The organism is Nocardia gipuzkoensis, assembly GCF_021183645.1.
Lineage (GTDB): Bacteria > Actinomycetota > Actinomycetes > Mycobacteriales > Mycobacteriaceae > Nocardia > Nocardia abscessus.
In genome coordinates this window covers 7,037,436-7,056,350 of record NZ_CP089225.1, presented here as the reverse complement: position 1 = coordinate 7,056,350, position 18,915 = coordinate 7,037,436, and the positions used below count along the sequence as shown (strand labels likewise).

Sequence of the window (18,915 nt, the reverse complement as noted above, 5' to 3'; positions counted from 1 at the left end):
GATGTCGGGGCTTCCCCAGCACAATTGATCACGAGATCAGCGGACAATACCGAACCTTCCGCTAGGACCACACCGAAGATCGGATTGCCGGCAAGCGTGACGAAGTGCGGGGTCCGCACGATCTGGACGCCGTGCCGCTCGGCGCGGGCGGAGTGCCACCAGCCTGTTCCGCCATAAACGTGCGGGTTCAAGCGTCTCCGGAGAAACGGAGAGATGGAGCGAAAAAGACCCTCTCCACTGGCAACGGCGTTATCGCCGCAAGGGTTCGTGGCGAGACCGGCGGGAGGCCGAGACGTTCTCGGGTTCCTCGTCGTCGGTGAGGGTGAAGTAGTTCTCCTCTTCTTGCAGGAAGTGCAGCTGCAGCAACGTGTGCAGGCCGTAGAGGCAAGCGAGCAGGTCGTCGATCTGGTCGCCCGCGATGGCGCCGGTGGTGTGCGCGCGGTCGAGGTGGGCGCCGATGCGGGTGACCAGCCGCTGTATTTCGGCGTGGGCGCGGCTCATCGTCACGGTAGCCTCGGCGCTGCCCAGCGGGCCGGCCAGCGCGGGATAGAGGAGGGTTTCCTCGGCCAGTTCGTGGGGCAGCAGATCGGTCACGAGGAAGCGGTGGGCATCCTCGACGGCGGCCAGGGCCGCGGTATCGTTTCTGGTGGCGAGCTGGTCGGCGGCGGCACGCAACAGCGTGAGCATCTCGCGCAGCGCGTCGTGTTCGCCTGCGAAGCGGTGCAGGAGTTTCTCGGTTGCCGCGGCCATCTCTGTTCGGGTGGCCGGACTGCCCCGCAGCGCACGCAACGCGTTGAGGATCACCGCCACGTCGATGCCCTCTTGCAGTAGGGCCCCGGCGGCGGGCGGGAGCAGCCCGGCGGCGGCTACGATCATCGCCAGCAACGACAGGCTCATCCCTGCGACGGCGCTTTGCACGGCGATGTGGCGTGACCAGCGGGCGGTGTCCATGGCGTCGGCGAGCCGGTCTAGCCGGTCGGTGGTGAGCACGATGTCGGCGGCCTCAGAGGAAGCGGTGGACCCGCGTGCGCCCATCGCCACGCCGACGCTGGCGGCGGCCAGGGCGGGAGCATCGTTGACACCGTCGCCGACCATGACCGTCACCGCGCGCTCACGCTCGCCACGCACAGCGGCAACCTTGTCCGCAGGGCTCTGTCCCGCACATACCTCGTCCAGGCCGAGTACGGCGGCGACCTCACGAGCCGGTTCGAGACGGTCACCGGTCAGCATCACCAGCCGGTTCAGCCCCGCCTCACGCAATCTTCGTATCGTGCGCGGCGCGTGCCGCCGCAACGGATCGCGCAGCAGAACCGCCCCGTAGAGCTCATTGTCGACGACGATCCAAGCGATCGCCGCCGAGTCCAACCGCGCTCGGCTGTCCACCGCACGCGCCCACTGGGATCCGGTCGCCGTACGGGGCAGTTTGCCCACCTCGACATGGCGGCCGTCGACGGTGCCGGATATGCCGCGGCCAGGCTGTTCGATCACAGCGGTGGGCAGCGACAGCGCCGAGTCGCGGGCCAGCGCCTCGGTGACGATCGCCTCGGCCAGCACATGAGGCGATAGCTGGTCCACCGACGCGGCCAGGCGCAATACCTCGGAAGCATCACGGCCGGGGGCGGCGATGACCTCCACCACCACGGGGCGACCCGCGGTGAGAGTCCCGGTCTTATCCATCACAAGAGTGGTCGCGCGCCCAAGATTTTCCAGCGCACCGCCGCTGCGGACCACGACTCCTTGGCGGGAGGCTCGCGACAGTCCGGACACGATAGCTACCGGCGCGGCCAGCAACAGCGGACACGGGGTCGCCACCACCAGAACCGCGACCGCGCGCACCAGCGACCCGCTGATCAGCCACGCCGCCCCGGCCACCAGCAGTGTCAGGGGCAGAAACCAGGCCGCGTACCGGTCGGCCAACCGGACCACTGGCGCGTTCTCGGCGCCGGCCTCTCGAGCGAGCCGAACGATTCCGGCGTAGGTGCTCTCCGACGCGGTCGCGGTCGCACGGATCTCGAAGGAGGCGCCGACGTTGACGACGCCACTGCGCACTGGTTCCCCGGTCCCGCGCTCGACCTGCATCGGTTCTCCGGTCAGCACCGACTCGTCCAGCACGGCCACGGTGTCGAGCACCCGCCCGTCGACCGGCACCACCTCACCGGGCACCACAACCAGCACATCGCCGACGGCGACCTCATCCAAGCCGATCACACTGAGTTCGGCGCCGATGCGGCGGCGAGCCGAGCGTGGCGCATGCTCGAGCAGGGCTCGCAGATCGTGCGAGGCGCGGCGCTCGGCTGCCGCGTCCAGCGCACGACCGGTCGCCAACATCACCGCGATCAGCGCACCGGCCAGGTACTCGTGCACCAGCAACGTGCCCACCAGCGACAACACCGCGATCAAGTCGACTCCGGCCCTACCCCGCAGCAGGGTGGCGACCATCCACCACACTGCGGGCACGACCGCTACCACCGTCGCAGCGATCCAGGCTCCCTCAGCCACCCCGTGCAGCCCGAACAGCCACAGAATCAGCCCGAGCAGCAGTGCGGCCACGGTGACCGCCACCAGCACCGGCTCCACCCGACCAGCGACCCGTTGCGACCACCGCCGCACCATCGAATTCTTTCCGGCCACGCCCCGCTCCTTCCCGAACCCAGCCCTGCCGGTGAGCAGATTCACCACCTCAGGACACCCGATCCGCGCAGCCCTGGACAGAGCCGTTATTCCCGGACTCAGGTGCCATTAGCCCCGGTATCGAGCAGTCGCTTCCCCAGGAATCGGACTGGGCTGGCCCTCCTCCCGCCTCTGGCTGCGACCGCAAGTACACCGATGTCGAGTGTGCCTACCCTCGAACTCGACCCGCCGCCCGCCGGAACCCCGCGCATCCTGATCACCCTCGGGACCATCTTCTCCGAACCGCATCTACTGACCGCGATCATCGACGCGGTAAGCGAGCACACGTCGTCGCCACCGAAGGGCTCTCCCTCGACGATCCTGCCCAGGAAGTGAGCCGGCAATCGACCATCGCCGCGAAAAACGCTGTGCTGCAAGGCATCCGTTTCAGGTGGCACGTTGATCGTAGGGATGCCACGCTTGGCTCGAATCTCCGAGCACGAGCCCGCTACCGCAGGCTTTCCATGCCTTGGTGATTCGCACTGTTGCTTTCAAGTCGGTGTCGCGGAACAGCAAGATCGCAGTCGGCGAGTCCTCGGTAACAGGATCCAACGTTCCGATCACTCTGGTCGGCAGCTGAGGAAGTGGACACTTCGAGACATTCATCAGCGACATGACAGCGGAGTGGATCATGACGCCTTCGTTCCGTATCGGCCGGCGCCGTCGTTCGGGTCGTCCGCCGATCGGGTTCAGTGCCTTGGAACGCGGCGCGGCCCGCAGTCCGGGAGGCCCGGCCCGCCGCGGCGCGGACTGCGGGCTCGCGATCGCCGGTGTGGCGGCGACCGCGGCGTTCGCGTGGGCGTGCGGCTCCGGCGTCGTCGATCGTGTCGATCACACGCTATTCCGCGTGATCAACACCCTGCCCGATGGGCTGGCGCGGCCGCTGTGGCTGATGCAACTGGCCGGTGTGGTCGGCGCGCCTGCCGTAGTCTCGGCAATTGCGCTGACTGCGCGCAGGTTTCGGCTGGCGGTAGCGCTGCTGCTGCTTGTTCCGGCAAAACTGGTTGTCGAGCACGACATCCTGAAGTCGCTGGTCACGCACAGCAGGCCGGGCGCCCTCATGCCGGACGCCGTGCTGCGTGATGTGCCGACCGCTGGGCTGGCGTTCCCCTCCGGGCACGCGCTGGTGCTTTTCGGGATCGTGACTTTGCTCGGCCCGTACGCAAGCCGCGTCCAGCGGGCCGCGGCACTGGCGATCGCGATCCTGGCCGCCACGGCACGGATCTACCTCGGCGCCCACACCCCAGTCGACGTGCTGGGTGGCGCCGCTGCCGGCATCGCCCTCGGGGCGCTGCTCAATCTGATCGTGGGCGTCCGGGGTCATGCGACATGATCCGAGGTGAAATCATCTCGGGCACTTGGTCGTCCGTCCCGAAGCCGATATCCCCTCCCCGCGGGCAACATTACCTGGGACCGTTTCTCGCACGAGCTCTCCGCACGGAGAGGATCAGCTCGAAGGATGAGGGCGATGACCATCGAGACAGTCCGGGATTCCACGCCGGTCACCAGCACGGCCGATGACAAGGCATATCCGCTCGTGCTCACCCGCCACGCCGGTGATGTGGTCCGGCTGGTGCTGGGACTTGTGACACTTGGCGTTTCGGCGCTGCTGGCTCGCCGCACGGAGGTCCCGCGGCTCGAGGTGGACCTGTTCCGGGTGATCAACGACCTGCCTTCCTGGGTGGCGCCGGTTGTGCTGGTGGTGATGCAGCTCGGCGCGATCGGCGCTGTCGGTGTTGTCGCCGGTCTCGCGTTGGTCACCCGGCGTTTCAAGCTGGCCCGTGACGTCGCGGCGGCGGGTGTACTGGCCTACGTGCTGGCTGTCGAGGTGAAATCTCTGGTGGGGCGGGCACGTCCGGACGTGCTGCTGCAGGAGTTGATTCTGCGGACTCATCAAGGAGGGCTCGGCTTCGTCTCCGGACACGCGGCGGTCGCGGCGGCGATGGCGGCGGCAGCCGCCCCGTGGCTGCCGCGACCGTGGCGGCGGATCGCTTGGGCGACCGCGGGGGTGGTCGCCGCATCCCGCGTCTTCGTCGGGGCGCATCTGGTGCTCGATGTCGTCGGCGGCGCGGCGCTCGGGTGGACGATTGCCGCCGCGCTGCATCTGATCTGGGGCGCACCGGTGCACCGTGCCGAGGCCCCCGTGCTCCGCGAGGCACTCGCCGCGACCGGATGGAACCCGATCCGGGTGCAGCCCGCCGTACTCGATGCACGTGGCTCACGGCCGTTCTTGGTCACTGCGGATATCTCCGGGCAAACCACCGAATTGTTCGTGAAAGTGATCGGATACCACGAACGCAACTCGGACCTGTTGTTCAAGCTGTTCCGCCACATCATCTATCGCGAGATAGAAGACGAGTCACCCTTCGCGACCCCGAAGCAAGAAGCCGAGCACGAGGCGTTCATCGCCCTGCTCGCACAGCGCGCCGGAGTCCGCACTCCGACAGTTGTTTCGGTTGGTGTTGCCAGCAACGGTGACGCCTGGATCGCCGAAACGCGAATTCCCGGTCGTGATCTCGCGCGCTGTTCGGGTTCCATCTCCGATGAGGTGTTGTGCGAAGTCTGGTCCCAGATCGCGCGACTGCGAGCCGCCCGTATCGCGCACCGCGATCTGCGCTTGGCCAACATCCTGCTCGACGAGCACGCGACCCCGTGGATCGTCGACTTCGGCTTCGGTGAGTCCGCCGCCTCCGACCACCGGCTCGACGCCGACGTCGCCGAAATGCTGGTGTCGATGAGCTTGAAGGTCGGCACCGAGCGGGCGGTGGCAACTGCACAGGAAATTCTCGGCCCGGACGCGCTGAAAGGCGCCGCGCCGCTACTGCAACCACTCGCACTCGCCTCGGCCACCCGCTCCGCCGCCCGGCACCGCCACGGCCTGCTCGACGAGCTGCGCACCGCGGTCGGTGACGCCATCGACGCCGACCCCGCCCGACCGGAGGTGCTGTTGCGGTTCCGCTGGCGCACCCTCGGCTGGATCGCTGCCACCGTATTCGCGACCTATGTGCTGTTGCCCCAGATCGGTCAGCTCGGCCAACTGGTCGCCACCTTGGACGACGCACAGTGGCAATGGCTCGCGGGCGCACTGGCGATGTCGCTGACAACCTACGCCGCAGCATCGCTGACGTTCATGGGCGCCAGCCCCCGCGCCCTCGCCTTCGGTCGCACCATGATCGTTCAGTTGGCGACCTCGTTCGCGAACCGGCTGGCGCCCTATGGCCTAGGCGGCGCCGCCGTCAACGAACGCTATCTGGAGAGCTGCGGGCTGCCGCGGACCACCGCCATCGCCGTGATCGGGCTGACGGTCACTTCGGGCGCGCTGCTGCACGTCCTGGAACTGGCGGGAGTCGGAGTATGGCTCGGTAGCACCCGGATACTGCTGTCGTCGGCACTGCCGAGCCGCTGGAGCGTGCTCATCGGTTTCATCGCGGTCATGACCGCACTCGGCACGGCCATCGCCGTACTGCTGCGCCGCCCGGATTGGCTGACGCAGATCCGCAGTACCGCCCGCTCGATAACCGACGTCTTGCGCACACCCAAACGTGCGGCGCTCCTGCTCGGTGGGCAAGTGGGCGCCAACATCGGTTACATCGCGGCGCTGGGATTCGCGGTGTGCGCTTTCGGCGGAAGCCCTTCCGCCGCCTTGGTTGCGGCAGTCTTTCTCGGCGGGCAAGCACTCGGTGCCGCCAGCCCGACGCCCTCCGGTCTCGGTGTCGTAGAGGCATCCCTGGTCGCGGGACTGATGGTCGGAGGCGTAGCGAGCGCACCCGCCGTAGCGGGCGTCCTCGCCTACCGCATAGCCACGTTCTGGCTCCCAGCCGCCGCCGGCTTCTTCGCCTTCCGCTTCCTCCAGCGCCACCACATCCTGTGACGCCGAGTCGCTCGATGATCGTCCTCCGCAACCCGAGGGACAAACACGACCACCTCCGGTATTGCGCCTGCGGCGTGGCCGCTGGGGCAGCCGACTCCGTTATGCAGCCCCCAGCACCGACGGCGAACCCTTGGCTGTCCGGCGGACCTCTGTGATGAGCAGTGCGGCGGCGGTGACCATCTCCATCGTGGTGACCGCCGCCGCCATCACTCCCTCGGCAGCTCTCGGCGCCGAGACCATGTTGTAGCAGGCGCGCCAGACGGCAACCACGGCCACGCTGCCACCGGTGCGGTTGTACAGCCAGGTCGAGAAGATCGCACTGCAGAACAGCCCGAGCAGCCACCCGATGACGGTAACGGCGATGAACTCGCGGAACGACTCGACCACGGCGAACAACGGCACGTGCCAGATGGCCCATCCAGCCGCGACGATAGCGGTGGAGACCACCGACGCAATCGGACCCGCAGCCGCGTCATCCGCCGAACCAGCGCGACGAGACCAGACCGCCCGTCGAACCAAGCGGCCGTAATGAACGCGGCGACAGCCGGTCCGACCAAGGCTGGGAAATGCGTCGCCCATCCCGCGCCGGGGCGGACGACTTCGCTCGCCAGGAGCATCGGCACCAGCCACAGCCACGACAGCACAAAGGCGAGCAGGAAATACGCTCCCAATCGGCGATACACTCGCGCCGCTACCCGAGGCGACACCGCAGACACCACACGCATGCGTCGACATCAGCACGATCATCGACAGCGACGCCAGGGTCAGAAGTCCATGACCGCGGCTGGTCGAGCGGCTTCCCGGCGCTTGTGACTATCTCGGCGCGATGGCACCCGGCCGCGTCGTCGGCCACTGCCGTCATCGCCGGCGGGGCCGTGGGTGATCCACGCAGGCAGGAAGTGGCCCATCGGCAGACCCGGGACGGGACTTTCGGCCCTCTCGACGCCGCCCGAGCGGTGCCAGAGTCGGTCGCATGAACAAAGCCACCGCGACGAACGCGGCACTACGGATATCGATCGGACACCATGTCTCTGCCGCGGCAGCCGACTACGCGCGCGAGAAGATCGCCCGGGCGCTGGATTACGCGTCCGAACCGCTGGACGGGGTGCGGGTCCGGCTGACCGGGCACGCCGACCCGGCGGTGGCGCGCCCGATCGTCGCGCAGGCGAACGTGAACATGAACGGCCGACCGGTCCGAGTCCAGGTCGCTGCCGCCACCACTCGGGAGGCCATCGATCTGCTCGCCGCGCGGTTGAAGGCGCGTTTGGAGCGACTTGCGCGGCATTGGGAAGCGGTGCGCGGCGGGCGGCCCGGTCTGCGTCCGCGCGAATGGCGACATGGTGGCGCCCCCGGCGCCGCGTTGCCGCGCGCTCATGGCGCTGCCGAGCAGCGTCAGATCGTGCGGCGCAAATCCTATGCGCTGGTCGGGGAAACCTGCGACGAGGCAGCCTTCGACATGGAGGTCATGGATTACGACTTCCACCTGTTCACCGAATCCGGCACCGGCGCCGACAGCGTGCTGTATCGCGCCGGCGCCACCGGTTACCGACTCGGGCAGGTACAGCCGCGCCCGGAACTCGTGACCATCGGTGCGGTGCCGTTCACCGTCAGCACGACACCCGCTCCGATACTTCCGCTCCAGGACGCTGTCGCGCGTCTCGAGCTGACCGGCCTGCCGTTCGTCTTCTTCTGCGACCGGTCGTCGAATCGAGGCAGCGTGCTCTATCACCGCTACGACGGCGACTACGGCTTGATCACGCCGCCGACACAGCAATGAGAACCGAGTCACGGCAAGGTGTGCTCGACATCCGCCACGCACCGCGGTATGTGCTCGCGGCGGCTGTCGGAGCCGCTGCGCTGGTCTTGGCCGGCCTGCCGGTCGTCACACTCCTGGTACTTCAGGTCGCTGTGGCTTGCCCGCTGCTGGCGATCGCCATGAGCCGACCGCGAGATCGCCGGACGGAGTAGCTCGGCTGCCCGAGCAGGTTTCGACCATCGTCCCTGCTCCCATCGACAGAAAGATGTCCGACCCCACCCTGTGCGCATCCGCGTTCTGGAATTGCTCAGCCAGCGCGAGCACACGGTGTCGGAGATGCTGACCGAGATCGGCGTGGAGGCGGCGAACCTGTCTCAGCAGTTGTCCATTCTGCGGCGTGCGGGGCCTGGTGGCCGCGCGACGCGAGGGCTCGTCGGTCACCTGCGAACTCACCACCCCCGCGGTCGCGGAACTGCTCGCCACCGCCCGCGCGATTCTCACCGGCGTCGTCGCAGGCCAAGTCGAAGCCCTCGAGCAACCCGGGTAACCGGATCGCACCGCACTGGCGAGGGCCGCGCGCGCCCGATGACCATGCGCGCGCTCCTGCCGTCGTGGTCGGACTGGAGCTCTGCCGTCCGCGCACCCGGCGCGATCTGCTGTCGGGGCTCATGGTCGCGCTGGTCGCGCTACCGCTGGGACTGGGGTTCGGCATCAGCTCCGGCCTGGGTGCTGCCGCCGGCCTCGCGACTGCGGTCACCGCGGGCGCGGTGGCGGCGGTATTCGGCGGATCCCGGTTCCAGGTGTCGGGACCGACCGGGGCTATGACCGTGGTCTTGGTGCCGATCTTTCATCAGCACGGCGGCGGCGGGGTTCTGGCCGTGGGGATGATGGCCGGTCTCGTGCTGATAGCCCTCGCACTGGTCGGGGTCGGCTAGGCGGTGCGGTATATGCCTGCCCCAGTGATCGAGGGATTCACCGCCGGGATCGCCATCGTCATCGCCCTGCAACAGTTCCCGTCCGCTCTCGGCATCACGCACGCCGAAGGTGACAAGGTGTGGCAATCGGCCCTCGACGCGGTGCCGCAATACATCGCGCATCCACACACTGTGACGCTCGCGATGACCCTGCTGGACGCGGCGATCGTGCTTTCCGGCGGCCGGTACCTGGCGAAACTGCCGGTCGCGCTGATCGCGGTGGCCGCCGCCACCGCCGCGGCGCATGCGTTCCACCTGGACCTCACCCCGATCGGCGAGATCCCCGCCGGACTGGCCGCCCCCACTCTCGGATTCGTGCAACTCGATCAGATCGACGCCCTGATCTGACCCGCGCTCGCGGTCGCCGCGCTGGAATCGCTGCTGTCGGCCACCGCGGCGGACGCGATGGCCGTCGGCACCCGTCACAAACCCGACCGGGAACTGCTCGGCCAAGGACTGGCCAATCTCACCGGTCCGGTGCCCGCACCAGTCTTGCCGCGCTGACCCATGCTGTCGTACTGGCCGCGATCGTCTACCTGGCCGCGCCCTTGGTTGCCGATATCCCGCTGGCCGCGCTGGCGGGTGTCCTACTGGCCACCACGGTGCGGATGATCGAAACAGCGTCACTGGTGGCCATCGCCCGCGCATCGAAAGGCGACGCGGCGATCATGGCGATCACGTTCTGCGTCACCGTCGCCATGGACCTGGTCACCGCGGTCGCGGTGGGTGTCGGCATCGCGGTAATGCTCGCCCTGCGGGCCGTCGCGAAAGAAGCCCGGCTACAGCAGATCCCGCTCGAACACCTCGCCTTTGGCTCCGACCACCTGGCCGAAGAACACCGGCTGCTGGGCGATCACATCGTGGCCTACCGCATCGACGGGCCCCTGTTCTTCGCCGCCGCCCACCTTTTCCTCCTGGAACTGGCCGAGGTATCCGACGTCCACATCGTCATCCTGCGCATGTCCCATATCACCGCCCTCGACACCACCGGCGCCCTCGTACTCAAAGACGCGATCGGAAAACTCGCACATCGCCACATCACCGTGCTCATGTCCGGGCTGCGCGACGACCATAAGCGGCGGTTGGCCGCGATCGGCGCTCTCCCGGCTGGCCGTGACAGCGAGATCTTCGATCACACCCCCGATGCCATCGCCCACGCCCGCAGCCGCCTACCCAGCGTGGCCGAGAACCACTGCTGATGACACCACCCGGCCCTCACCACCACGGACCCACCGGGCCGCGGTCGGCCGCCTCGGCGGCGAGCAGGTCGGCTGGACGGGGCCGCGCCGAGTTCAGCGGCGGTGGCCACTGCCCCGCTGATCATCGTGTGGATGGACGACCATCACCGGGCACGACGCGTGCTGCACCAGAGTGTTGGCCGTCGAACCCAGGAGCATGCTCGCGAACCCACCGCGTCCGCGGCTGCCCACGACCAGCAACTGCGCCACCTTCGACCAGTCCAGCAGATGCGGCCCCGGCGCGGACACCTCGACCTTCCGGACGACCCGGACTTGCGGGAACTTCTCCTGCCAACCCGCGAGACGCTCGGCGAGAACCGCCCGCTCCACAGTGTCCAAGTCGAGCTCACCCAAGCTGGTGTGCCCGGCGAACCGGCCCAAGTCCCAATCACTCCAGACATGCACGGCGACCAACTCGGCCCCACGCTCGGCCGCTTCGGCGAACGCCGCGGCGATCGCCGCTTCACCGACCGCGCTGCCGTCCACGCCCACAACCACCGGACCCGAGACCCGCGTCGCGTCGCCGGCGTCGGGGCCGGTGCGAACGACCACCACCGTGCCGTGCGCGTGAGCGGTCACCGCCAGCAGCGTGGAACCCAGATGGGTGAATGTGCCCGCGTTGCCGGTCGCACCGATCACGACCGCATACGCCTCCGCGCTGTGCTCGATCAACAGTTCCCTACCGGTGTCGGTGGACACCCGAGTCGAGACACGCAGTCCGGGCGCGGTCTCGCGGGCCAGGCGTTCGGCCCGCGCGACCACGTCCTTACCTTGTTCGCGTACCGCATCGATCACCGAGGGAATGACGACTTCGTAGTCGCCCAGTACCCAACTGGTGCCCACCAGATCCATGCCGTGCAGGATCTCGAGCTGACGTCCGCGCTCGGCCGCGAACCGCGCCGCCCACCGGACAGCGGCCCACGACCCGTCCGAACCGTCCACACCGACGATGACCTTCGCCGTGGCGAGGTGATGCGGATCGTCGAATCGCCGCTGTGTCATGGCATGCCTCCTGAGCCCATGTGATCGTGTAGCGCCCAGCCGGGACGCTCACTTCAACGGTATGAGCCTCACCGCAGCCGCGAATGCGGCTTATCGGCCTCGAAGACAGGGACGAAAGGCCATCAGGCAAACAGAAGAAGGCGACGCGCAGGTCCCTCGACGTCCGGGCCCAAGGACTCTCGCCCGGAAGCGAATTTCCCGCCAGGCTGTCGGTCATGGCCGCTGGCATCCCCTCCGCCATGGTTGACCCGCCAAGTTGTCGTCCTGCGTGCGACTCTGCGGAACTTCCGGTCAGAGAGACACCGAATTCGCGGCAATTCGAACATTCTGTGACGGGCGTCCATTTCGGCGCTCGCCCCATGACGCGATAAGGAGCGTCGACCATGAATCTCGAAAGCACAAGCACGGCCGGGCGGGACTCCGACGCCGCGTCCGCCTATCCGGTATACCTGCGTGGCGACCTGGAAGAGCCGCTGTCGCGCTGGCTTTGGCTGCTGAAGTGGCTGCTGGCGATCCCCCACTACGTCGTCCTGTTCTTCCTGTGGATCGCATTCCTCGTGCTCACCGTGGTAGCTGGAGTGGCGATCTTGCTCACCGGCCGATATCCGCGAAGGATCTTCGACTTCACCGTCGGTGTGATGCGGTGGTCGTGGCGGGTGCAGTTCTACACTTATGCCGCGCTCGGCACCGACCGGTACCCCCCGTTCACTCTGCGCCCCACCGGATATCCCGCTGAAATCCAGGTCGACTATCCGGAACGTTTGTCTCGTGGCCTTGTGCTGGTGAAGTGGTGGCTGCTGGCCATACCGCACTACCTCGTGGTCACAGCGATGTGGGGCGGTTCGATAGTGCTCGCGGGCGACGACGGCGACAGCCCTGCCGCTATCCCGCTGATCGGCGTGCTCGTACTCATCGCCGCGGTCGCCCTGCTGGTCACCGGCCGGTACCCACGCCAGTTGTTCGACTTCGTCGTCGGCATCAACCGCTGGCTGTACCGGGTGCTGGCCTATGCGGCGCTGATGCGAGACGAGTACCCGCCGTTCCGCCTCGATCAGGGCCCACGCGAACCGGTCGATCCGCGTACCTCCCGCAGCTCCGCAGGGCAGAGCAGAGGCTGAGCGGCCCGACGGCCTGGGGCTCGTCCGATAGCGTCGAGTTCGGCAAGTGCACCGGTCAGCTAACGTTCTAGCGCGTGAGAAGGCCTGCGATCCGAGAGGCGGCCTTGTCGTGACCATGCGTGCCGTTCGTCCTATCGTCGTGGGCGTCGACGGTTCAGCGGCCTCGTTCGCCGCGGTCCGTTGGGCAGCCGTGGCAGCCGCTCGGCGTAACGCGCCGTTGCATCTGATCCACGCGATCGGCGTTCCGGCCGATGCTGTGCCGGTGCTCGGCCGACTGTTGTTCGACACGAGCGGATTGCGCAAAGCGGGCGATTCCGTGCTCAGCGCTGGACGCAGCATCGTGCAGGAGGTCGCCGGGTCCGCCGGCGCGATCGTGGTCGAAACCTTCGTCGAGTCGTCATCGCCGGTATCCGCGCTGGTCGGTCGATCCGCGAATGCCCAGCTTCTGGTGGTCGGGGCTCGCGGGCTGGGCGCCTTCGAGCGGGTGGTGCTCGGGTCGGTCGGGATCGGGCTGATCAGACATGCCAGATCTCCGGTGGCTGTCGTACCCGGTGTCGAGGAATCGGTTGCGCGTTCGCCGCAGTGCCCGATCGTGGTGGGCGTGGACGGGTCGCGCTGCGGCGAACTCGCCCTGGGAATGGCATTCGCCGGCAGTGATCTGTACAGCTGCGCCCGAGGGCCGGTTCGGCATCCCGCCTTCGGAACAGTCGGTGACCGCTGACCTGTCGGCGTGGAATCGGTATTCGGCCGCATCACACCACAGGTGGCGTCTTCCCAGCCGTAGCCTGCCGCTCCTCGCTACCGGCCGCCCCCCGAAACTGGCGTCGCTGCCCCAACCGATGCCGTCGGCCATCGTCATTCAGGACCTTGGTCCCTCGCGGTGCGTCCCGCACTCCCACCAGACTCGACACCGGACGGCTACACCCGACCGAACAGAGGGCCGTGAAAATGCCCAACGACACCGCAGTAATTGATCGCGCAGGTCTGGATCGTCTAGTGGACGTGCTGCACGAGCGGGGCTACCGCGTCATCGGTCCGCAGGTGCGTGGAAGCGCGATCGTCCTGGACGAGCTGGACTCCGGCGAACAGCTGCCCGCCGGGTGGGGGGTGCAGACCGCGCCCGGCCGTTATCGGCTGCATCGCCGCGACGACGCGGCGGTGTTCGCGCATTCCGCCGGACCGGGATCCTGGAAGCAGTTCCTGCATCCACCGCGCCGCAGGATAGGGCGATTCGGACCGGATCTCGAGCTGGAACCCGTCGAGGACACCCCACCGCGCTCCGCGTTTCTCGGCGTCCGTGGCTGCGACCTCACCTCCATCGCGATCCTCGGGCGAGTACTCGGCAGTGGCGCGCAACCTGACGCTTCGTTCACCGCCCGAAGGAAAGACCTGTTCGTCGTCGCGGTGAACTGCACAGAGCCGGGCGGGGTGTGTTTCTGCGCATCGATGGGCACCGGCCCGGGGGTGTCGGCCGGATACGACCTCGCTCTCACCGAGCGTATCGACGCCGAAGGCCACCGGTTCCTCGTCGACGTGGGCAGTGAAGACGGTGCCGGAGTTCTCGCCGAACTCACCGCGCGCCCGGCTGACGCGGCGGAGGTCACGAACGCCCGCGCGGCGGTGACGGCGGCCGCGGGCCGGATGGGCCGGTCGATGCCCGAGGTCGACATCCGCGCACTGCTGCGCGACTCTCGGGAGTCCCCGCACTGGCAAGACGTCGCCGGCCGCTGCTTCACGTGCGGGAATTGCACCATGGTGTGCCCGACCTGTTTCTGCACCACCACCGAAGACGTCACCGACCTGACCGGCGACCATGCCGAACGCTGGGAGCACTGGTCGTCGTGCTTCGAACTGGATTTCTCCTACCTGCACGGCGGCAGCGTGCGGCAGTCCGGCGAGAGCCGCTACCGCCAGTGGATCACCCACAAACTCAGCACCTGGTACGACCAGTTCGACAGCTCGGGATGCGTCGGCTGCGGACGGTGCGTCGCCTGGTGCCCGGCCGAGATCGATCTGACCGCGGAGGTTGCCCGGCTGGCCGAACTAGCCGAGGAAACCGACCATGAGCACCGCTGAGGAATTGGCCGCATTCGGGCAGCTTTCGGCACTGAGCGAGGAAGAGTTGCACACGCTGGCCGGTGCCGCTCGTGACGTGACCTTCCCTGCCGGGCACCGGGTGATCGGCGAGGGCCGCCCGGCCGACCGGTGCTGGCTGATCCGCCACGGCCGCATCCTGCTGGACGCGCAGGTGCCGGGTCGAGGCGCCGTCGTGCTCCAGACCCTGGGCAGCGGCGATCTGCTCGGCTGGTCATGGCTTGTGCCGCCGTACCGGTGGCATTTCGGAGCGGTGACCACCGAACCGGTGGAAGCCGTCGAATTCGATGCGCGCACCCTCGCCGAACTCGCCGACCAAGACCCTCGATTCGGCCGTGCGCTGGCCATGATGCTGTTCGAGGCGCTGCTGGACCGCCTACAGGCCACCCGGGCCCGGCTGCTCGACCTCTACCGCAACCCCACTGAAACGTGCACCGCCACCCCATCGCGCAGCACGGCCGGTCGAGGTGTCCGATGAGCGTGGACACGCAGGCACGCGCGGTGCCGTACGGCGACACGATGCTGCCCTACCGCGTGATCGACCGCAGGACACAGACCCCGGACACCGTGACACTGCTCCTGGAACCGGTACGGGACGCGGCGCCACATTTTCGAGCGGGGCAGTTCATGATGCTCTACAGCTTCGGCGTAGGTGAGATCGCGATCTCGATCAGCGGCGATCCCGCCGGCGACGACGGAGCCCTCGAACACACCATCCGGGCCGTGGGCGCGGTGAGCGCGGCGTTGCACGGTACCGACCTCGGCGGTCTCATCGGGGTCCGTGGACCGTTCGGCACCGGATGGGACCTGACGTCCGCGCTCGGAGGAGATCTCGTCATCGTGGGCGGTGGCGTCGGGCTGGCGCCACTGCGCTCAGCCGTGCTCACCGCGCTCGCCGCCCGCACCGACTACCGGCGGATCGTGCTGATCAGCGGAGCCCGCACCCCGGCGGACATGCTTTTCCGCGACGACCAGCGACTGTGGCCGACGGCCGGTCCGATCGAAATCGAGCAAACCGTCGATCGCCCCGCGCCGGACTGGCGAGGCCGCGTCGGCTTCGTCACCGAGCCACTCGCCCACCTGACCGTGGACCCCGGCAAGACCACAGCCCTGCTCTGCGGCCCGGAGATGATGATGCGCTTCTGCGCACAGAGCTTGCTGCGCAAAGGGATTCCCGCGACGGATATCCAACTGTCGCTGGAGCGCAACATGCAGTGCGGTGTCGCGCGATGCGGGCACTGCCAGCTCGGCCCGCTACTACTGTGCCGAGACGGACCCGTCGTCGACTACGCGACCGCCGAACCACTACTGGCGGTGCGCGAATTATGACGAATACACCGACACTCGCGGTGTGGAAGTTCACCTCCTGCGACGGTTGCCAGCTCACCTTGCTCGACTGCGAGGACGAACTGCTCGCTCTCGCGGGACGGGTGCGCATCACCCACTTCGCGGAAGCGTCCAGCGCCATCGAGCCCGGCCCATACGACGTCTCACTGGTCGAGGGCTCGATCACCACCGAAGAAGAGCTGCGCCGGATCATCGAGATCCGCGAGCAATCCAAGATTCTGGTGGCGATCGGGGCGTGCGCCACCCACGGCGGCATCCAGGCGCTGCGCAATTTCGCCGACGTCGCCGAATTCACCTCGGTGGTGTACGCCAGCCCGCAATACATCGCCACCCTGAGCACCTCCACCCCGATTTCGGCGCACGTCCCGGTGGACTTCGAGCTACGTGGCTGCCCGATCGACCGGCGCCAACTGCTCGACACCCTGTGCGCGTTCCTCGCAGGTCGCGCACCCGACATCCCCAACACCAGCGTCTGCACCGAGTGCAAACGCCGCGGCACCACTTGTGTGATGGTCGCCGACGGAATCCCCTGCCTCGGCCCGGTCACGCAGGCAGGATGCGGGGCCCTGTGCCCGGCGTACCACCGCGGGTGTTTCGGTTGTTTCGGCCCTATGGCGAATCCCAACGTCCACGCGCTGCTCCCCATCCTGCGCGTCAACGGCATGGACACCGGCGATATCGACCGCGTCTTCGCCACCTACGCCGCAGCCTCGCCGGACTTCGCGAACAGGAACCGCGATGAGTCGGCGTAGGCAGTTGAAGGTCGGCACGCTGGCTCGCGTCGAAGGCGAGGGCGCGCTGCGTGTGGTCGTCACAGACGGGCAGGTCGAAAGCGCCGAGTTGAACATCTACGAACCACCGCGATTCTTCGAAGCATTCCTGCGTGGACGCGCCTACACCGAACCGCCCGATATCACCTCCCGCATCTGCGGGATCTGCCCGGTGGCCTACCAGACCAGCGCCTGCAACGCCCTCGAGCAACTCTGCGGCGTGGAGCTGGACAGGCCGCTGGGCGACCTGCGCAGGCTTCTGTATTTCGGCGAGTGGATCTCCAGCCACTCCTTACATATTCATCTGCTGCACATGCCGGACTTCCTCGGTTACCCGGACGCGATCACACTCGCCGCCGATCACCGCGAACTCGTCGAGGAGGGATTGGCGACGAAGAGAGCGGGCAACGCGCTGCTGGAACTCCTCGGCGGCCGGGCCATCCATCCGGTCAACGTCCGGCTCGGCGGCTTCTACTCCGTCCCCGAGCGCGCCGAATTCTCCGCCGTCACCGAACAACTGCGCCGGGCGCGAGATCACGCGGTGAACACCGCACGCCGCGCGGCGCGATTCGATTTCCCCGAGCTCGAACTCGAATACGAGCTGCTGGCGGCGACCGACCCGGACCGATACGCCATCGACAACGGTGACGTGCACACCAGCACCGGACTCCACTTCCCGGCGAGCGATTTCCCGAATCACGTACGGGAACATCAAGTTCCACACTCCACCGCTCTGCATGCCACGCTCGACGGCGCGCGATACCTCACCGGGCCGCTGGCGCGGTACACATTGAATCACCACCAGCTGTCACCGATCGCCCGGCAGGTCGCGGCCGAGGTCGGACTCGGCGCGGAATGCCGCAACCCGTTCCGCAGCATCCTGGTTCGAGCGATCGAGGTCGTCCACGCGGCGGATGAGGCGCTGACGATCATCGACGGCTACGAACGCCCCGCTCGCGCCGCGGTTGCGGTCGCGCCCCGGGCCGGTATCGGCCACGGCGTGAGCGAAGCGCCCCGCGGGCTGCTCTACCACCGGTACGAGATCGATGATCTGGGAGTGGTGCGCTCGGCCATGATCGTGCCACCGACGTCCCAGAACCAGGCGGTGATGGAGGACGACCTGCGGCGCGTCGTCTCCGACCACCTCCATCTCGACGACGCCGCGCTGTCCGCGATGTGCGAACGCGCGATTCGCAACTACGATCCGTGCATTTCCTGCTCGGCGCACTTTCTGGACATCGATGTGGTGCGCCGATGACCGAGCCGTGGGCCGTGGTCATCGGCATCGGCAACGAATTCCGCGGCGATGACGGGTTCGGGCCGACCGTCGCCTCCGAGATCGAGAAACTCCACCTCCCCGGAGTCCTCACGATTCTGTCGGATGGCGAGCCCACCAGACTTCTGGAGGTCTGGGCTGATGTCGACCTCGCCATCGTGATCGACGCCGTACGCGGCGAACCATCGATCCCGGGACGGGTTCGCCACGCCGACATCGACCTGCTCCGGCACTTCGGTTCGGCGTCCTCCCACTCCCTTGGGTTGCGGGACGCGCTGGCCTTGGGCCGCATCCTCGGCCGACTTCCTGGCAGGATCGTGGTCATCGCCGTGGATGTCGCGACTGTCGATCCGGGTGTCGGTCTGTCCGAACCGGTCGCCGCCGCCGTTCCGCGCGCGGTCGAGGCCGTTGCTGCACGGTTGCGGCCGGCCGAACCGGCGACTGGACTACGGACCTGAACCCGTCGATCGCCCTTCGAACGCTCCGGAAGCTGCCCCTGATCCGGCACGGCCCGACTTCGATTTCGGCCGCCCGAACACAACGTGGACCGACCTGTTCCTCCCCGCTCCCGCGAACGGACGACGATCATCGGTACTTCCACCGAATGCAGCAACGCGTTGCTGGTCGACCCCAGCACCGTGCTCGCGAAGCCGCCTCGACCGTGCGTGCCCACCACCACCAATTGCGCATCCGCCGACTCCTCCAGCAGCGACCGCGCCGGCCGATCCACCGTGACGACCCGCCGCACGGCGACATCCGGATAGCGGCCACGCTGGAACGCGCCGAGCCCGCGGCTGCC

The 18,915-nt window shown here is 67.8% G+C and carries 14 protein-coding genes and 4 pseudogenes; 14 read left to right on the top strand and 4 right to left on the bottom strand.

Translation table 11 applies throughout. From position 1 onward, the window contains the following. Nucleotides 1–249: 249 nt before the first annotated feature. A complete protein-coding gene (locus LTT66_RS32225) occupies nt 250–2,613 on the bottom strand; it encodes a heavy metal translocating P-type ATPase (RefSeq protein ID WP_233069471.1) in 2,364 nt (787 codons plus the stop codon). A gap of 213 nt (nt 2,614–2,826) precedes the next feature. Between LTT66_RS32225 and LTT66_RS32220 the strand changes: the two genes are divergently transcribed. The 3 genes from LTT66_RS32220 to LTT66_RS32210 all read left to right on the top strand — a co-directional run bounded on the left by LTT66_RS32220 (nt 2,827) and on the right by LTT66_RS32210 (nt 6,541). Next, on the top strand, nt 2,827–3,006 hold the full coding sequence (locus LTT66_RS32220) for a hypothetical protein (protein ID WP_233062288.1): 180 nt from the start codon (nt 2,827–2,829) through the stop codon (nt 3,004–3,006). Nucleotides 3,007–3,301: 295 nt separating this feature from the next. Beyond that, nucleotides 3,302–4,003: a phosphatase PAP2 family protein gene (locus LTT66_RS32215; protein WP_233062287.1), complete on the top strand. Its 702-nt coding sequence runs from the start codon at nt 3,302–3,304 to the stop codon at nt 4,001–4,003. Between the two features lie 135 nt (nt 4,004–4,138). Then, a complete protein-coding gene (locus LTT66_RS32210) occupies nt 4,139–6,541 on the top strand; it encodes a lysylphosphatidylglycerol synthase domain-containing protein (protein ID WP_233062286.1) in 2,403 nt (800 codons plus the stop codon). A 99-nt stretch (nt 6,542–6,640) separates the two neighbouring features. Here the strand turns inward: LTT66_RS32210 and LTT66_RS32205 are convergent, their stop codons facing one another. Further along, a complete protein-coding gene (locus tag LTT66_RS32205; RefSeq protein ID WP_233062285.1) occupies nt 6,641–6,988 on the bottom strand; it encodes a hypothetical protein in 348 nt (115 codons plus the stop codon). 526 nt (nt 6,989–7,514) lie between these two features. On the opposite strand from LTT66_RS32205, the gene LTT66_RS32200 reads away from it, so the two are divergent. The 3 genes and pseudogenes from LTT66_RS32200 (at nt 7,515) to LTT66_RS32190 (ending at nt 10,470) form a co-directional block, all read left to right on the top strand. Then, a complete protein-coding gene (locus tag LTT66_RS32200) occupies nt 7,515–8,318 on the top strand; it encodes a ribosome hibernation promotion factor (RefSeq protein ID WP_233062284.1) in 804 nt (267 codons plus the stop codon). Between the two features lie 255 nt (nt 8,319–8,573). After that, nucleotides 8,574–8,844 (top strand): annotated as a pseudogene (locus LTT66_RS32195) (ArsR/SmtB family transcription factor); the annotation flags it as partial. A 44-nt stretch (nt 8,845–8,888) separates the two neighbouring features. Then, nucleotides 8,889–10,470: pseudogene (locus tag LTT66_RS32190) on the top strand (SulP family inorganic anion transporter). A gap of 93 nt (nt 10,471–10,563) precedes the next feature. Here LTT66_RS32190 and LTT66_RS32185 read toward each other — a convergent pair. Further along, nucleotides 10,564–11,511 (bottom strand): universal stress protein, encoded by a 948-nt coding sequence (locus LTT66_RS32185; protein WP_233062283.1) that lies wholly within the window; start codon nt 11,509–11,511, stop codon nt 10,564–10,566. Nucleotides 11,512–11,942: 431 nt separating this feature from the next. On the opposite strand from LTT66_RS32185, the pseudogene LTT66_RS32180 reads away from it, so the two are divergent. The 8 genes and pseudogenes from LTT66_RS32180 to LTT66_RS32145 all read left to right on the top strand — a co-directional run. Then, nucleotides 11,943–12,629: pseudogene (locus tag LTT66_RS32180) on the top strand (DUF4389 domain-containing protein); the annotation flags it as partial. 115 nt (nt 12,630–12,744) lie between these two features. Continuing rightward, nucleotides 12,745–13,350: a universal stress protein gene (locus LTT66_RS32175; protein WP_233069470.1), complete on the top strand. Its 606-nt coding sequence runs from the start codon at nt 12,745–12,747 to the stop codon at nt 13,348–13,350. Between the two features lie 227 nt (nt 13,351–13,577). Continuing rightward, nucleotides 13,578–14,705: a 4Fe-4S dicluster domain-containing protein gene (locus tag LTT66_RS32170; protein ID WP_233062282.1), complete on the top strand. Its 1,128-nt coding sequence runs from the start codon at nt 13,578–13,580 to the stop codon at nt 14,703–14,705. Further along, nucleotides 14,692–15,201, top strand: coding sequence for a cyclic nucleotide-binding domain-containing protein (locus tag LTT66_RS32165; protein WP_233062281.1), 510 nt, complete (start codon nt 14,692–14,694; stop codon nt 15,199–15,201). Before LTT66_RS32170 ends, LTT66_RS32165 begins: the two co-directional genes overlap by 14 nt. Further along, nucleotides 15,198–16,052: an FAD/NAD(P)-binding protein gene (locus LTT66_RS32160; protein ID WP_233062280.1), complete on the top strand. Its 855-nt coding sequence runs from the start codon at nt 15,198–15,200 to the stop codon at nt 16,050–16,052. Before LTT66_RS32165 ends, LTT66_RS32160 begins: the two co-directional genes overlap by 4 nt. Then, complete coding sequence (locus LTT66_RS32155) at nt 16,049–16,822, top strand: NADH-quinone oxidoreductase subunit B family protein (RefSeq protein WP_233062279.1); 774 nt, start codon at nt 16,049–16,051, stop codon at nt 16,820–16,822. The genes LTT66_RS32160 and LTT66_RS32155 overlap by 4 nt, the downstream gene beginning before the upstream one ends. Beyond that, nucleotides 16,809–18,098 (top strand): Ni/Fe hydrogenase subunit alpha, encoded by a 1,290-nt coding sequence (locus LTT66_RS32150; RefSeq protein WP_233062278.1) that lies wholly within the window; start codon nt 16,809–16,811, stop codon nt 18,096–18,098. Before LTT66_RS32155 ends, LTT66_RS32150 begins: the two co-directional genes overlap by 14 nt. After that, entirely contained in the window at nt 18,095–18,574 is a 480-nt protein-coding gene (locus LTT66_RS32145) for a hydrogenase maturation protease (protein ID WP_233062277.1), read from the top strand. The genes LTT66_RS32150 and LTT66_RS32145 overlap by 4 nt, the downstream gene beginning before the upstream one ends. 116 nt (nt 18,575–18,690) lie before the next feature. Here the strand turns inward: LTT66_RS32145 and LTT66_RS32140 are convergent. Then, nucleotides 18,691–18,882: pseudogene (locus LTT66_RS32140) on the bottom strand (universal stress protein); the annotation flags it as partial. Nucleotides 18,883–18,915: the final 33 nt, after the last annotated feature.